The 15,988-nt window shown below is 44.4% G+C and carries 11 protein-coding genes; 10 read left to right on the plus strand and 1 reads right to left on the minus strand.

Annotated elements, in window-relative coordinates; translation table 11 throughout:
* Positions 1-166: 166 nt before the first annotated feature.
* From Q5C82_RS19745 to Q5C82_RS19760, 4 genes are all read left to right on the plus strand, one after another.
* Positions 167-1,831: an alpha-glucosidase gene (locus Q5C82_RS19745; protein WP_003222385.1), complete on the plus strand. Its 1,665-nt coding sequence runs from the start codon at positions 167-169 to the stop codon at positions 1,829-1,831.
* A gap of 118 nt (positions 1,832-1,949) precedes the next feature.
* Positions 1,950-2,348, plus strand: a complete 399-nt coding sequence (locus tag Q5C82_RS19750; protein WP_003222383.1) for a secondary thiamine-phosphate synthase enzyme YjbQ — start codon at positions 1,950-1,952, stop codon at positions 2,346-2,348.
* Positions 2,349-2,361: 13 nt separating this feature from the next.
* Positions 2,362-3,393, plus strand: coding sequence for a nitronate monooxygenase (locus Q5C82_RS19755; protein WP_003222379.1), 1,032 nt, complete (start codon positions 2,362-2,364; stop codon positions 3,391-3,393).
* Positions 3,394-3,417: 24 nt separating this feature from the next.
* Positions 3,418-3,672: a hypothetical protein gene (locus Q5C82_RS19760; RefSeq protein ID WP_003222378.1), complete on the plus strand. Its 255-nt coding sequence runs from the start codon at positions 3,418-3,420 to the stop codon at positions 3,670-3,672.
* A gap of 12 nt (positions 3,673-3,684) precedes the next feature.
* On the opposite strand, the gene Q5C82_RS19765 is transcribed toward Q5C82_RS19760, so the two are convergent.
* Positions 3,685-4,422 (minus strand): protein-glutamine gamma-glutamyltransferase, encoded by a 738-nt coding sequence (locus tag Q5C82_RS19765; RefSeq protein WP_003222377.1) that lies wholly within the window; start codon positions 4,420-4,422, stop codon positions 3,685-3,687.
* A 156-nt stretch (positions 4,423-4,578) separates the two neighbouring features.
* On the opposite strand from Q5C82_RS19765, the gene mcpB reads away from it, so the two are divergent.
* The 6 genes from mcpB (at position 4,579) to rhaR (ending at position 15,988) form a co-directional block, all read left to right on the plus strand.
* Positions 4,579-6,567 carry a methyl-accepting chemotaxis protein McpB gene (mcpB, locus tag Q5C82_RS19770; protein ID WP_003222376.1) on the plus strand — a complete coding sequence of 663 codons (1,989 nt, stop codon included), beginning with the start codon at positions 4,579-4,581 and terminating at the stop codon, positions 6,565-6,567.
* Between the two features lie 178 nt (positions 6,568-6,745).
* Complete coding sequence (gene tlpA, locus Q5C82_RS19775; protein WP_013308039.1) at positions 6,746-8,731, plus strand: methyl-accepting chemotaxis protein TlpA; 1,986 nt, start codon at positions 6,746-6,748, stop codon at positions 8,729-8,731.
* Between the two features lie 128 nt (positions 8,732-8,859).
* A complete protein-coding gene (mcpA, locus tag Q5C82_RS19780; protein ID WP_003222373.1) occupies positions 8,860-10,845 on the plus strand; it encodes a methyl-accepting chemotaxis protein in 1,986 nt (661 codons plus the stop codon).
* A gap of 112 nt (positions 10,846-10,957) precedes the next feature.
* On the plus strand, positions 10,958-12,946 hold the full coding sequence (tlpB, locus tag Q5C82_RS19785) for a methyl-accepting chemotaxis protein TlpB (RefSeq protein ID WP_003222371.1): 1,989 nt from the start codon (positions 10,958-10,960) through the stop codon (positions 12,944-12,946).
* Between the two features lie 136 nt (positions 12,947-13,082).
* On the plus strand, positions 13,083-15,152 hold the full coding sequence (locus tag Q5C82_RS19790; protein WP_003222369.1) for a bifunctional rhamnulose-1-phosphate aldolase/short-chain dehydrogenase: 2,070 nt from the start codon (positions 13,083-13,085) through the stop codon (positions 15,150-15,152).
* A 59-nt stretch (positions 15,153-15,211) separates the two neighbouring features.
* A complete protein-coding gene (gene rhaR, locus Q5C82_RS19795) occupies positions 15,212-15,988 on the plus strand; it encodes a rhamnose catabolism operon transcriptional regulator RhaR (RefSeq protein ID WP_003222367.1) in 777 nt (258 codons plus the stop codon).

Here is a 15,988-nt window from a genome sequence, read left to right on the forward strand (position 1 = left end):
CCGTTTTCAAACTAGAAGGTGTTTTTTATTTGTCTCATATTATGGGGTCAGTCCCGATTGAGCGGCTGTTTTTTTATGCGGCTGGCGGTTTTCGGAAAAAGCAATGCTGTAAAGCCTTTTTTCTACATAAGATATATAGACCGCACATTTAGGAGGGAGTGGCTGTATGAAAAAGGCTTGGTGGAAGGAATCGGTTGTCTACCAAATTTATCCCCGCAGTTTTAAAGATTCAAATGGGGACGGAATCGGGGATATTCAAGGAATCAGATCCAAGCTTGATTACATAAAAGAGCTGGGCGCTGACGTCATCTGGATTTGCCCGCTGTATGATTCGCCTAATGCTGATAACGGCTATGATATCAAGGATTACCAAAACATATTAAGCGATTTCGGCACCATGAGGGATTTTGACCAGCTGCTTGACGACATTCATGAGCTGGGCATGAAGCTGATTATGGATCTTGTCGTGAACCATACAAGCGATGAACATCCATGGTTTATTGAATCCCGTTCATCCATACACTCCGAAAAGCGCGACTGGTATATTTGGAAGGACGGTAAAAACGGAAAAGCGCCGAACAATTGGGAAAGCATTTTCGGCGGGCCGGCATGGCAGTATGATCAAGAGACCAGCCAGTATTATCTTCACCTTTTTGATAAAAAACAGCCTGATTTGAATTGGGAGAATGAAAAGGTGAGAAATGCCGTTTACGACATGATTAATTGGTGGCTTGATAAAGGAATTGACGGATTTCGGGTGGATGCCATTACGCATATAAAGAAAAAAGAAGGACTTCCCGATATGCCGAATCCAAAAGGGCTGGACTGCGTTCCTTCCTTCCCCTATCATATGAATGCTGACGGCATAATGGATTTACTAAGAGAGCTGAAAGAAAACACATTTTCCCGCTATCCGATTATGACAGTCGGTGAGGCAAACGGTGTCGCTGCAAAGGAAGCGGCAGATTGGGCTGGAGAAAAAAACGGCATCTTCAGCATGATTTTTCAATTTGAGCATCTCGGCCTATGGGATGTAGAGATCAATGAAAGCATTGATATTGCTTCCTTCAAACGAATTCTAACTGACTGGCAGGACAGTCTTGAAGGGATCGGCTGGAATGCTTTGTTTATGGAAAATCACGACCAGCCCCGATCTGTTTCTGTATGGGGAGACGACGGAGTGTACCTGAAAGAAAGTGCAAAAGCGCTTGCCGCTGTCTATTTTCTCATGAAAGGCACACCGTTTATTTATCAGGGGCAGGAACTCGGCATGACAAACGTGGCATTTCCGTCTATTGAGGACTATGATGATGTCGCAATGAAACGCCTGTATGAAATAGAAACGGCGAAAGGCGCATCACACGAAGACGTGATGAAGATTGTCTGGAAAAAGGGAAGGGACAATTCACGAACGCCGATGCAATGGAATGCTGATTCTTACGCCGGATTTTCTGAGGCCGAACCGTGGATCGGAATCAATGAGAATTACAAATGGCTGAACGCCGAGGCGCAAAAAAACGATAAAGCATCTGTATACCACTTTTACAAGAGCCTGATCAAGCTGCGCCAAACATACGATGTTTTTATCAATGGGACATATACGCTCATTTTACCGGAAGATCAGCAAATCTTTGCATATCTTCGGAAAAACGATAGCCATACTGCACTGATTGCAGCCAATCTGACAGGAACGCCGGCCTTATTCAAGCACCCCGGATTGCCATTGTCATCAGACGCACTCCTATTGTCAAATGTGGAAACAGAGCCGCATAAGCACATGACATCAGTACTGTTAAAGCCGTATGAAGCAAGAATATATCTATGGCGCTAAACTCCAGCGAGAGACTGGAGTTTTTTATTTTTTAACATGTTTATGTGAGCGGTTTAACAGGAAAAAAAGAACACAGAACGAATTAGCAAATAGAGCGGGCAAATGAAAGGAGAAGCACATGCTGAAAACACTGCAAATCAAAACGAACAAACGAGATGAAATGATTGAAATCACCAGCGAGGTGGAAGCGTTTCTTCAAGAAACAGGTGTAACGAGCGGCGCGGCGCTGATTTACTGTCCTCATACGACAGCGGGCATTACAATTAATGAAAATGCCGATCCGGATGTCAAAACAGATATGCTCAGAAGGTTTGATGAGGTGTATCCGTGGGAACACGAGCTGGACCGCCATATGGAGGGCAATACAGCTGCGCACATGAAGTCGAGTACGGTGGGAGCTTCGCAGCATGTCATGATTGAAAACGGCCAACTGATTCTTGGAACGTGGCAGGGCATTTATTTCTGTGAATTTGACGGCCCGCGTACACGGACTTGTTATATCAAAATCATGGGGTAACAGGAGGGTTTTCATGAGGGAATGGATGAAAGTATTATCGCTTACAAAACCTGTCATCCAGGCGCCGATGGCCGGGGGGCTTGTCACGCCCGTCCTGGCAGCCGCTGTGTCAAATGAAGGCGCGCTTGGAAGTCTGGCATCCGGATACCTTAGTCCCGACATGCTCGAAAAGCAAATCATTGAGATGCAGCAGCTGACTGATCGAGTATTTCAGGTGAATGTGTTTGTTCCAGAAAGTAGAAAAGAACCGGATGAGGACATCGTTCAAACTTGGAAAAATAAGATTCCGTTCTCCGAACAGGCTCCTTCATTCTCTTCAGAGAAAGAAGAATGGGACGACTTCCATAAAAAAGTGAACATCATTCTCAAACACAATGTAAAAGCCTGTTCATTTACGTTTGGCATTCCGCCGGATGAGAGCATTCAAGCGTTAAAGAAAAATGGCTGCTGTCTTATCGGGACAGCTACGACTCCGCAGGAAGCCGTTCTGCTTGAAGAACGCGGAATGGATATCATTGTACTGCAAGGAAGCGAAGCGGGCGGCCACCGAGGGTCTTTTCTGCCGGTCAGCGGAGAATCGACACTTGGCCTCATGTCGCTCATTCCCCAAGCGGCAGACGCCGTTTCCGTTCCAGTGATTGCGGCAGGCGGAATTGCCGACCGGCGCGGTGTCCAGGCCGCTCATTGTCTCGGAGCCCAAGGCGTACAGATCGGGACGCCGTTTCTCATGTGTGGGGAATCCGAAGTATCTGAAGCGTACAGGCGCGAATTAAAAAAAGCGCAAGGAACAGACACACGCCTTACCGCATTGTTTTCGGGTAAGCCTGCAAGGGGTATAGTCAATCAATGGATGAAAGAGCAGCAGGCTGAGGAGGCAAACGCGCTTCCTTATCCATTGCAAAACACGTTAACAAAGCCGATGAGAAAACACGCAGCCAAAGAAAAAGATTCCGGATACATGTCTCTGTGGGCTGGGCAATCTGTCGGAATGCTGAACGGACCCGCTGATGTGAAAACGCTGTTAGCCGAGCTCTGCCGAACGTAACTTGATAAACAGAGGTGACAGATGATGAACATTCTTCAATATTCTTATAAAAAAAGAGGGAAAATTGAGTTTGTATTTGAAGGCTGGCCTCACTCAAAAGTTACAATGGCTCCTATCAAGGGCTACTATTTTGTCCGCTTTATCAAATGGAGCAGCCTAGATCCAATTGTGGCAAGACATGACCTTGAAAAAATGGAGTGGGCTGCGAACCAGTTTTTCGGCACAGCCCCTTTTTATCGAAAACGAAAAGCATTTGAAACCCCATCGTCTCGAAAATAGGCGATGGGGTTTTTAGCGGACGAAGCGGTACAGAGACGGAACATCCAGTCTGGTCGCCTGAGACAGAAGGTAGGCTGGCTGTGTGGCTCCTTTTCTTCTAAAAGAATTCAGCTTATCGATAATTTGCTGACCGCTTAAGATTCCGAGGCCATGGGCAAAATATTTATCTTCTCCCAGTAAAATCACATTTTCGCCTCTCCACTGCGCTTTTTGCGGATCAAATTCAGGATTTTTAAAATACAAACAATCTCCGAGAAAAAAGTGATGTCCTGTTTCCGTATATATCGGCAATTTCTCATAATGCCAGTCATATAAAATAATTCTGTCAAAGGTGGCATCAAATTTTTCTTCCCCGATTGTATCGATCAAGGCCAAGTAATAAATGACAACAATGGCGGTCGCACATTCAAACGCGTAAAACGGGCCGTTTTCAGCTATGTCCCGAATCGCTTTTGAAGGCGGCATTCTGTATTTCAGCTCCAAGGCGCCTTCCGGTGAAACCCTCCAATACGCTGTATTCCCGTATGTTTTTAAAAAAGTGGCAAACTTCGCCCCGCTTTTGTGCAGCGTTTTAGCCGCTGCAACGATATTCATCCGCAGTTTAAGCTCAAACATCAGTTCTGCAATTGAATGATAATCAAACTGAACAGGCGTCTCAATCATCTCTTTTAACAAAGGATTTAGATTCTCATCAATCTGCCAGTTTTCAATATCTTGGGGACGGAGCAATTGTCCGGATACAATAATCATCTTTAGCCCCCCTTTTTTTATAAGATATGCAAAGGGCTTGGGCAATGAAAGCTAAAAAGATAGAAGACAGCCGAAAAAGAACTTCTTCCATTTTTTATTTTAAAACTTTTTTAAGCAGCCGATATATACTGTATCAAACCTGAAGGAGAAACTGACATGAAGACTTTTATCAATTGGCTGAAGAAACCATCTATCTCAAGAAAATTAATCGTCTCATTTATTGCGATTCTCACTATCCCTATTCTTATATTGGAATTTAGTTCTTACCGAAGCGCCAGCGGAAAGCTGGATCAGGAAATTATGGGAAATGCGAAAAGCAGTGTCGATACATTTAATACAACCGTTACAAATGATCTGGGAGCAAAAGTGACAGCGGTCACCTTTTTCAGTGAATCTCTTAAAAGCTCCGCATTCAAAGGAAAGTCTAATCAAGAAGAGCTAAAGGCCAAATTTTCACAATACGTATCTATTAATCAAGGGGTAGCCAGAATTTATGGAGGCGCAGAAAACGGCACCTACATACAAGCGCCCAAAGAACAATTGCCGGATGGATACGATCCGAGACAACGACCTTGGTACCAAGATGCGATGAAGGCAGGCGGTGAAATTGTCGTGACAGATCCTTACGTGGCAGCGAGTGACGGAAGCATGGTCATTACCATTGCCCAGAAGCTGAAAGACGGATCTGGCGTTGTCGCCATGGATATCACCATTGATAAATTGTTAGAACAGATGAAACAAATCAAGGTCGGAAAAGAAGGCTATGTTTTCATTGCAACGAAAAACAAAACCTATGTCGCCCATCAGGACCATAAGGCTGGAGAAAAGCTGTCAGGAGACTGGGTCGCCAAAATGTATGCCGATAACAGCGGTGAACTCCAATATACTCTGGGTAACGAAGATAAAAAGATGACCTATACAACAAATGAACTGACTGGGTGGAAAATAGCCGGCACAATGTATATGGATGAAATCAAGGATGCTTCAAAGTCTGTACTCATAACGGGCATGATCGTGCTGATCGCTTCCATTGTGGCAGGCGGGTTTTTAATTCTGTTTATCGTTCGTTCGATTACAATACCGTTAAAACGTCTCGTTCAATCATCGAAAACGATCAGCAGCGGGGATCTGACAGAAACGATCGAAATCCGTTCAAAAGATGAGCTTGGAGAGCTTGGGGAAAGCTTCAATGAAATGGGACAATCTCTCCGCTCACTGATAAGCGCTATTCAGGACTCGGTGAACAATGTGGCCGCATCGTCTGAACAGCTTACCGCATCTGCCGGACAGACAAGTAAAGCCACCGAGCATATCACGATGGCGATTGAGCAGTTCTCAAACGGAAACGAGGAGCAAAGTGAAAAGGTTGAATCCAGCTCTCATCAGCTGAACTTAATGAATGAAGGGCTCCAGCAAGTCTCACAAACATCATCAGATATTACAAAGGCGTCTATCCAATCAACGGAAATCGCCGGAACGGGTGAAAAGTTTGTCCAGCAGACAGTCGGACAAATGAACTCGATTAATCAATCGGTTCAGCAGGCTGAAGCTGTTGTGAAAGGCTTAGAAGGAAAATCAAAAGACATTACAAGCATTTTGAGAGTCATAAACGGCATCGCTGACCAAACAAACCTGCTGGCATTAAACGCAGCCATTGAAGCTGCACGTGCTGGAGAATCAGGACGCGGCTTCTCTGTCGTTGCGGAGGAAGTGCGCAAACTGGCTGTTCAATCAGCCGATTCAGCAAAAGAAATCGAGAAGCTGATCCAAGAAATCGTAGCAGAAATCGAAACCTCTCTACACATGTTTAAAGAGGTCAATCAGGAAGTGCAGTCTGGACTTGTTGTCACAGACAATACAAAAGAAAGCTTCCAAAGCATTTTCAGCATGACAAACGAAATCGCGGGAAAATTGCAGACGATGAATTCCACCGTCGAACAGCTGTCAGGCCGTTCACAGCATGTTTCAGCAGCAGTCAGCGGTATTGCAGATGTATCGAAAGAAAGCTCGGCAAGCATCCAAGACATTGCGGCATCAGCCGAGGAGCAGCTTGCCTCTATGGAAGAAATCAGTTCATCGGCGACCACTCTTGCGCAGATGGCAGAAGAGCTTCGTGATCTGACGAAGCAATTCAAAATCGAATAAAAGCAGAAAAACAGCGCTTATCAAGGCGCTGTTTTTTCCGTAGAGGGAATAATCCCAAAGACCTAATACGATCGGTGATTTTGGAACTATTTTTCATTTTTACCTTCATTTTCAATGTAATATAAAGGAAGAACCACCGATATAATTTGTAAATTATTGAAAGAAGGTTCAATAGGAAATGAAAAAAACACTCACCACTATTCGCAGGTCATCAATTGCCAGGAGACTTATTATTTCTTTCATGCTGATCTTAATTGTCCCAATTACCGTCCTTTCGGTAAGCGCTTATCAATCAGCAGTTGCCTCTCTTGATATACAGATGACGCAAAGTGCAAAGGAAAACGTTCAAATATTAGATCATATCATTGATGATAAAATCAGCACGACTGAAAAAAGCCTCGCGTTTTTCAGCGATTGGGCTACAGCAGATAAGTTTAAGGATAAAAAGAAAACAGAGATGAAACAGGAATTTAAACAATTTATCCAAATGAATGACAATGTCGCTGCGGTATTTTCCAGCAGTAAAGACGGGGAATTCACACGTTATCCGTACGCAGACATGCCGAGTGATTTTAATGCTTTAGAACGAGATTGGTACAAAGAAGCAATGGCCAATAAAGGCAAAACAATTGTCACTGAGCCTTATGAATCTATTTCATCAGGAAAAATGGTCGTCACCATTGCCCGCCAGACGGAGGATGGATCAGGTGTTGTCGCCATAGATATGAAAATTGATGACCTGGTCACAACCGCGAAAGGAATCAATATCGGCAAAGAAGGCTATGCTTTTATCTTAAGCCCAAATAAAAAAGTCATCGCCTACTCCGGAGAAAAAGCGGGGACAGAGTTAAAAGGGGACTGGGTTGATAAGCTCTACAAGAATAAAAGCGGCGACTTTGAATATACGTACCAAGGCAAAGAGAAGAAAATGGCATTTGCCACAAGCGAAACAACAGGCTGGAAAATCAGCGGTACGATGTATACGGACGAGATCCGCGAGGCTGCAAGCAAAGTTCTGACCATGGCTTCAATCGTTCTGGCGATTGCCATCGGAGCTGGAATTACAGCAATTTATTTTGTGATTCGGTCGATCACAAAGCCATTGAGACGCATTGTCGCATCAGCTGAAAAAATCAGTGAAGGCGATCTAACCGAAACGATTGAAATCAATTCAAAAGATGAACTCGGCGTTCTGAGCCAGAGCTTCAATCATATGGCCCACTCGCTTCGCTCACTTATTCATGGCATCAAAGATTCAGTAGAACACGTTGCTTCATCATCAGAAGAATTGACTGCATCCGCTGACCAGACAAGCAGAGCCACTGAGCATATTACGATGGCCATCGAGCAATTTTCAAACGGCACCGAAAGCCAAAGAGACAAAATTGAGACAACAACCGAGCAAATTAATGAAATGAACGACGGATTGGCTGAACTGGCGCGGGCTGCCGCAGTGATTACAGAAACATCCGCAGATTCCACAGAAGTATCAAGCGAGGGTGAGACACTCGTACAGAAAACAGCTGGCCAAATGAATACGATTGACCACTCAGTAAAAGAAGCGGAACAAGTGGTGAAGGGGCTGGAAATCAAATCAAAGGATATCACGAATATTTTGCGTGTCATCAACGGCATTGCGGGTCAAACCAATCTTTTGGCTTTAAATGCCGCCATCGAAGCAGCCAGAGCGGGAGAATACGGCCGGGGCTTCTCCGTCGTCGCTGAGGAAGTGAGAAAACTCGCGGTACAGTCAGCTGACTCGGCAAAGGAAATTGAATCACTGATCAGCGAAATTGTGAAAGAAATTCACACATCATTGAACATGCTTCAGTCCGTAAACAAAGAAGTTGAAACAGGGCTTGTCATGACAGGTGAAACAAAACAAAGCTTCAAACATATATCTCACATGACCAATCAAATTGCTTCCGAACTGCAAAACATGAATGCGACGGTCGAGGAGCTGTCAGCGGGAGCTCAAGAAATTTCCGCTGCTTCAAATGATATCACAGCCATTTCTAAGAAAAGTTCGGACGGCATCCAAGATATCGCCGCTTCAGCCGAGGAACAGCTGGCATCCATGGAGGAAATCGCTTCATCGGCACAGACGCTTGAAAGAATGTCTGAAGAACTCCGTGACCTGACAAAACGATTTAAAGTGGATTAAGAATAGGTCTAAATAACTATCTATTTATGGGAAATTAGTTACTTTCGTTAAATTTCTTCTTTTTCACTGTATATATTTACCCATTTCCTGCCGATATGAAGGGTAGCATAAAAAAGGAGAAATGAATGATGAAAAAAATACTCCAACTGATAAAACAAAGATCTATTACACGGAAGCTTCTCGTTTCCTTTCTGTCGATCCTCATCATACCGGTTGTCATATTGGCTGTCATTGCGTATCAATCGGCAAGCAGCTCGCTCGACAGACAGATGATGGGGAGTGCATTAGAAAATGTACAGCAATTAAACGAAATCATTAACACCACCATCGGTGAAAAAGAAAACAGCGCCGCTTACTTCAGCGAATGGCTGACAAAAGAGAGATATAATGCAAAAAGCAATGCAAGTATTAAAGAGAAATTCTCACAATATATCAGCATAAACAAAGATGTAGAATCCATTTACACAAGTGACAAAAACGGGCGCTTTACCCGTTACCCGGATCTTCAGATGCCGAGCGATTATAACCCGGTCGAACGCGACTGGTACAAAAAAGCGGTTGCGAATAAAGGGAAAGTCGTGGTTACAGACCCGTATAAAACAGCCTCTACGAACACAATGGTTGTGACAATCGCTCAACAGACAAAAGATGGTTCAGGCGTTATCGCAATCAACATGACGATTGAAAATCTGCTGAAAACAACTAAAAAAGTCAACATCGGCAAACAAGGCTACGCATTTATCATGACGAAGGACAATAAGGTTGTCGCCCATCCTAATGAAACCTCAGGAACTGAATTGAAAGGCGACTGGCTCGAGAAGATGCTGAATGATGATAAAGGCGATTTTCAATACACGCTGGACGGAGATAAGAAAAAAATGGCCTTTGACACAAACAAGTTAACGGGTTGGAAAATTGGCGGCACCATGTATTTGGATGAAATCCATGAGGCAGCCAAGCCTGTCCTTCACATTGCTTTAATTGTCTTAGCCACAGCGATTATCATAGGAATTATCGTCATGACATTGATCATTCGGTCGATTACAACGCCGCTGAAACAGCTTGTCGGTTCCTCTAAGCGGATCAGCGAGGGTGATTTGACTGAAACCATTGATATCCGTTCAAAAGATGAATTGGGCGAACTCGGCAAAAGCTTTAACAATATGGCGTCGTCACTTCGTTCTCTCATCCACACTATCCAGGATTCGGTGGACAATGTTGCTGCTTCTTCTGAGGAGCTGACCGCATCAGCTGCCCAAACAAGCAAGGCAACAGAGCACATTACATTGGCGATTGAACAATTTTCTAATGGCAATGAAAAACAAAACGAAAACATTGAAACCGCAGCAGAGCACATTTATCAAATGAATGACGGATTGACGAATATGGCTCAAGCTTCTGAAGTCATCACAGATTCATCTGTTCAGTCAACAGAAATTGCAAGCGAAGGCGGCAAGCTTGTTCATCAAACCGTGGGCCAAATGAACGTCATTGACAAGTCTGTAAAAGAAGCAGAACAAGTCGTACGCGGATTGGAAACGAAATCGAAAGATATCACCAATATTTTGCGTGTGATTAACGGTATCGCAGACCAGACGAACCTGCTTGCCTTAAACGCAGCAATTGAAGCGGCGCGCGCAGGCGAGTACGGCCGCGGCTTCTCTGTTGTAGCGGAAGAAGTAAGAAAACTGGCAGTTCAGTCAGCAGATTCAGCAAAAGAGATTGAAGCATTAATCATCGAAATTGTGAAGGAAATCAATACATCTCTCGGCATGTTCCAGTCTGTCAATCAAGAGGTGCAAACAGGCCTTGATATCACAGATAAAACAGAAATAAGCTTTAAACGCATTTCTGAAATGACGAACCAAATCGCCGGTGAACTGCAAAACATGAGTGCGACGGTTCAGCAGCTTTCTGCCAGCTCCGAGGAAGTTTCTGGAGCGTCCGAGCACATTGCATCGATTTCAAAAGAAAGCTCAGCTCATATACAAGATATCGCGGCGTCAGCCGAAGAGCAGCTTGCTTCCATGGAAGAAATCAGCTCGTCAGCAGAAACCCTTTCGTCTATGGCGGAAGAGCTTCGCGATATGACAAAACGATTCAAAATCGAATAGTAAGCCAAAACACCCGGGCCTGTACGCTCGGGTGTTTTTTTTAGTTTTTTTATTAAACCTTTTATCCTAGTTTGACGATATTAGATTTAGCTTAAAGGAGGAGTCAACTAGAATGGGAAAAATTATACAATGGATGAAACAGCCATCGATCAGCAAACCGCTTATCGCTGCGTTTCTGGCAGTGCTTATTTTGCCGGTTGGGGTTTTAGCATATTTCAGTTATCAATCAGCTTGGAACGCACTGGACAGGGAACTTACGAATAGTGCAATGGGGAACGTTGAAGAACTCAACAGCACCCTGCAAAACAAATTGAATAATAAAGTAAAAGCAATTGATTATTACAGTGAGACGATCGATAAAGATATATTACAAGGAAAAAATAAAACCTCACTGAATGAGAAATTTAAGCAGTATACAACATTGAATGCCGATGTAGGCGCAATCTATGTTGCTTCAGAAGATAAGAAGCTTTACAAATATCCGGATAGCGGCGTTCCTAAAGGCTTCGATCCGACAGGACGTGACTGGTACAAACAAGCCGTTGCGAAAAAAGGACAGGCTGTTTTCTCAGAACCGTATACTGATGAAGCAACAGGGGATATGGTTGTCACAATTTCAAAACAATTAAAAGACGGTTCAGGGGTTATAGCACTTGATTTAAATCTGGATGAAGTGCTTTCCGCTTCACAGAGAATCAAAATCGGCAAAAACGGCTTCGCCTTTATTACAACAGGCGGCAAAAAATATATCGCCCATCCGACGATTAAGCCTGGGACAACTGGATCCGGCGACTGGACAAACCAAGTATATTCCAAAGGAGAAGGCTCATTTGAATATACTTTCGAAGGCAAAGAAAAGAAAATGGCCTTTACGACAAATAAACTGACAGGCTGGAAAATCGCGGGTACGTACTTTGTCAGTGAATTGCAAGATGCTTCAAGCCCGGTTCTGAACACAGCGATTATCATTCTATGCGTGTCACTTGTCATCGGCGGCATACTTATTCTCTTTATTATCAGTGCCATTACTAAGCCGTTAAGAAAACTGGTTTCTACATCCGCGAAAATCAGCAGCGGAGATCTGACAGAAGTCATTGATATTCACTCGAAAAACGAGTTTGGACAGCTTGGCGAAAGCTTTAACGAAATGTCTGCCTCATTGCGTTCTGTGATCGGAGTTATTCAAACGTCTGTAGAAAACGTCGCTTCATCTTCTGAAGAGTTGACGGCAAGTGCGGCCCAAACGAGCAAAGCAACCGAACATATCACACTTGCCATCGAACAGTTCTCAGATGGCAACGAGGCACAAAGTGAGAAACTGGAAACAAGCTCAAACCATCTTTCTCAAATGAACGTTGGAATTTCAAAAGTGGCTCAGGCCTCTTCAACTATTACGAAGTCATCGATCCAGTCCTCCGAGGCAGCAGGCAGCGGAGAAAAACTAGTGGAGCACACAGTCGGTCAAATGAAAACAATCGACCAATCCGTTCAAAAAGCGGAAGCGGTGGTGAAGGGACTTGAAACAAAATCTCAAGACATCACAAGTATCTTAAATGTGATTAACGGCATTGCTGATCAAACCAACCTGCTGGCATTAAATGCTGCGATTGAGGCGGCAAGAGCGGGAGAATACGGAAGAGGCTTCTCAGTAGTTGCGGAAGAGGTCAGAAAACTTGCCGTACAATCAGCAGACTCTGCCAAGGAAATTGAAGGGTTAATTCAAGAGATTGTCAGAGAAATCAGCACTTCGCTTTCGATGTTCCAATCTGTGAATCATGAAGTGAAGGAAGGCTTGCAGATTACTGACCAAACAGCGGAAAGCTTTAAACAAATCTATGAGATGACAACCCAAATTTCTGGCGAATTGCAAAACCTAAACGCGACGGTTGAACAGCTGTCAGTTGGATCACAGGAAGTGTCAAGTGCGGTTGAAGACATTTCTGCAGTGTCGAAAGAAAGCTCAGCAGGCATTCAGGACATCGCAGCTTCGGCGGAAGAACAGCTTGCGTCCATGGAAGAAATCAGCTCTTCAGCTGAAACGTTGGCAAACATGGCGGAAGAACTTCAGGACATTACGAAGAAATTTAAAATTGAATCATAATAATGGAGAGAGAAAGCGGCATTAGCTGCTTTCTTTTTTTACCGAAAACAAAAATAAACAAAAAGAATTCAAAAATAAACAAAGATCATATATAATGAAAACGGATACAAATAAAAGGGACGGAGGAATATCAAATATGGTGAAACATGTATGGGATTCAAAGCATGCTGCACAGCTGCCAAAAGGTGTAGGGGAATTGGTGTACAGGTCCAATCTGATCGGGTCAGATCGCACTGTCTGCAACTGGGGCGGCGGGAATACGTCTATGAAAACAACGGAAAAGGATTTCAGAGGCCGTGAAACAGACGTCATGTGGGTGAAAGGAAGCGGTTCAGATTTGGCAACAATGAAAGCGCATAATTTTACCGGTTTGAAATTAGATGACATCCGCCCGCTGATTGAAAGGGACCAAATGTCAGATGAAGAAATGGTAGACTACTTGTCTCATTGTATGATAGACAGCAAACATCCCCGTCCTTCAATTGAAACGCTGTTACACGCTTTTCTGCCATACAATCATGTTGACCATACCCACCCCGATGCGATTATCAGCATTTGCTGCGCTGATAATGGAAAACAAATCGCTGAAGACATTTACGGAAACCGGTTTGTGTGGGTGCCATACGTTCGCCCTGGTTTTACTTTGTCTAAAATGATCGCTGAAGGCGTAGCGAACAATTCCAACGCTGAGCTTGTGTTGATGGAGAAACATGGCTTAGTCACTTGGGGAGAGACGTCTGAAGCATGTTATGAAAAAACGATCTCCATCATTCAAGAAGCCGAGCAGTATTTGAACGACCGGATTAATCCAAATAAAATATTCGGAGGCAAAAGATATCAGCCGCTGCCGGAAGATCAAAGAAAACAAATCTTGGCAGGCATCATGCCTGTGATCAGAGGCGCTGTAAGTGAAGAAAAGAAAATGATTCTTTCCTATGATGATCATGACGACGTCTTGGAATTTGTAAACAGTGTGGAAGCACCAGTGCTCTCGCAAATCGGTGCGGCATGTCCGGATCACCTAGTGCATACAAAACGGGTTCCGCTGTACATTGAGTGGAATCCGGAAACTCAAGATGTGCGCAAGCTTGTGGAACTGATCAAGTCAGGAGTCGAGCGTTTTGCATCAGAATATCATGCTTACTTTACACGCAATCAGCAGGAGGGGGATCAAATCTTTGAATCAGCCCCACGAGTGATATTGATTCCTGGCATCGGAATGGTGAATACGGGAAAAAGTTATGCCATGTCTAAAGTGAGCGGCGCCTTATACCGGAGAGCCATCGCCGTTATGAAAGGGTCAACAGCTCTTGGTCACTTTGTTTCTTTAAATGAAAATGAATCCTACCATGTCGAATATTGGCCGCTCGAATTATATAAGCTCACGCTGGCCCCGCCAGAAGCAGAATTTTCCCGTAAAGTAGCGTTGATAACAGGAGGAGCCGGCGGAATCGGCAGTGCAGCATGCCGTCGCTTTGCAGCTGAAGGGGGGCACGTGATCGCTGCTGATCTTAATATAGAAGGTGCACAGAAAATTGCCGGGGAAATAAACGATGCATACGGAGAAGGACGGGCAATGGCTGTCAAAATAGATGTGACAAAGGAAGAGGAAGTACGGTCAGCCTTTGAACAAGCGGCGCTTGCTTACGGCGGAATTGATATCGTCGTTAATAACGCCGGTCTTGCCACATCAAGCCCATTTGACGAAACAAGTCTAAAAGAATGGAATCTTAATATGAATGTATTAGGAACAGGCTATTTCCTTGTGGCCCGTGAAGCGTTTAAACAAATGAAACAGCAAAACAGTGGAGGAAGCATGGTATTTGTCGGATCTAAAAATTCGGTTTATGCGGGAAAAAACGCATCTGCCTACAGCTCGGTAAAAGCGCTTGAAACCCATTTGGCGAGATGTATCGCAGCAGAGGGTGGAGAATTCGGCATTCGGGTCAACTCCGTTTTGCCTGATGCAGTTCTTCAAGGGTCGGCAATCTGGGGGTCAAGCTGGCGGGAGGAACGGGCCGCGGCATACGGGATTGAGCCAGATCAGCTGGAGGAACATTATCGGAAACGAACGGCACTCCTCGTCAATATTTACCCGCAGGATATTGCCGAAGCCATCGCATTCTTCGCTTCTTCTAAAGCCGAAAAAACAACGGGCTGCATGATCACGGTAGACGGCGGCGTCCCTGCTGCTTTTGCGCGTTAGATATATGCTATGATAGAAAAACAATAAGACGGATTATGATATGAGGAAGGGCGTTACTAATGTTGGTAGCAGAACGGCAGCAAAAAATAGTGGAAATAGTGAATATGCGTTCAAGCATCCGCGTATCCGAATTAAGTGACATATTTTCTGTCACAGAGGAAACCATTCGGCGCGACCTTGAGAAGCTTGAGAAAGAACATAAACTGAGCCGGAGCCACGGAGGAGCGGTCAGTATTCAGCAGCAGGAATCAGAAGTTCATTTTTCTGAACGGGAAATTACAAATGTCATAGAAAAAAAAGCCATCGCTCACGAAGCGGCCAAATATGTAAAGAACGGAGACCGAATCATTCTCGATGCAAGCACCACCGCCTGGTACATGGCGAAAATACTCCCTGATATTGAGCTCACCGTCATTACAAATTCAATGAAGGCAGCCATTGAGCTCGGCAATAAAGAAAACATATCAGTCATTTCGACAGGCGGCATTTTGCTGGCAAAATCATTATCGTTTGCTGGCCCGTTAGCAGAGCGTTCACTTGAGACCTATCACGTCAACAAAACCTTTCTGTCATGTAAAGGCTTTGACATAAACAACGGGATGAGCGACTCAAACGAGTGGCAGGCGCTGCTCAAAAAACGGATGATAGAAAGGTCTGATCAAACCATTTTGATGGCCGATTCAAGCAAATGGGGGAACCGCGAGTTTGCACATATCGCCTCGCTGCAAGATATCAGCCGCGTTATTACTGATGCTGGACTTGATCCGGTATCGGTAAAAGCTATTGAAGACAGAAAGGTGAAAGTGACAGCTGTTCCCCTTCCGAAGAGAGGGTGA

Source organism: uncultured Bacillus sp., from assembly GCF_958411575.1.
GTDB classification, from domain to species: Bacteria; Bacillota; Bacilli; order Bacillales; family Bacillaceae; genus Bacillus; species Bacillus spizizenii.

Excerpts from the sequence above, each read along its gene's own strand:
- Q5C82_RS19745 (WP_003222385.1), top strand. The coding sequence starts at position 167 with ATGAAAAAGGCTTGGTGGAAGGAATCGGTTGTCTACCAAATTTATCCC.
- Q5C82_RS19750 (WP_003222383.1), top strand. The coding sequence starts at position 1,950 with ATGCTGAAAACACTGCAAATCAAAACGAACAAACGAGATGAAATGATT.
- Q5C82_RS19755 (WP_003222379.1), top strand. The coding sequence starts at position 2,362 with ATGAGGGAATGGATGAAAGTATTATCGCTTACAAAACCTGTCATCCAG.
- Q5C82_RS19760 (WP_003222378.1), top strand. The coding sequence starts at position 3,418 with ATGAACATTCTTCAATATTCTTATAAAAAAAGAGGGAAAATTGAGTTT.
- Q5C82_RS19765 (WP_003222377.1), bottom strand. The coding sequence starts at position 4,422 with ATGATTATTGTATCCGGACAATTGCTCCGTCCCCAAGATATTGAAAAC.
- mcpB (WP_003222376.1), top strand. The coding sequence starts at position 4,579 with ATGAAGACTTTTATCAATTGGCTGAAGAAACCATCTATCTCAAGAAAA.
- tlpA (WP_013308039.1), top strand. The coding sequence starts at position 6,746 with ATGAAAAAAACACTCACCACTATTCGCAGGTCATCAATTGCCAGGAGA.
- mcpA (WP_003222373.1), top strand. The coding sequence starts at position 8,860 with ATGAAAAAAATACTCCAACTGATAAAACAAAGATCTATTACACGGAAG.
- tlpB (WP_003222371.1), top strand. The coding sequence starts at position 10,958 with ATGGGAAAAATTATACAATGGATGAAACAGCCATCGATCAGCAAACCG.
- Q5C82_RS19790 (WP_003222369.1), top strand. The coding sequence starts at position 13,083 with ATGGTGAAACATGTATGGGATTCAAAGCATGCTGCACAGCTGCCAAAA.
- rhaR (WP_003222367.1), top strand. The coding sequence starts at position 15,212 with ATGTTGGTAGCAGAACGGCAGCAAAAAATAGTGGAAATAGTGAATATG.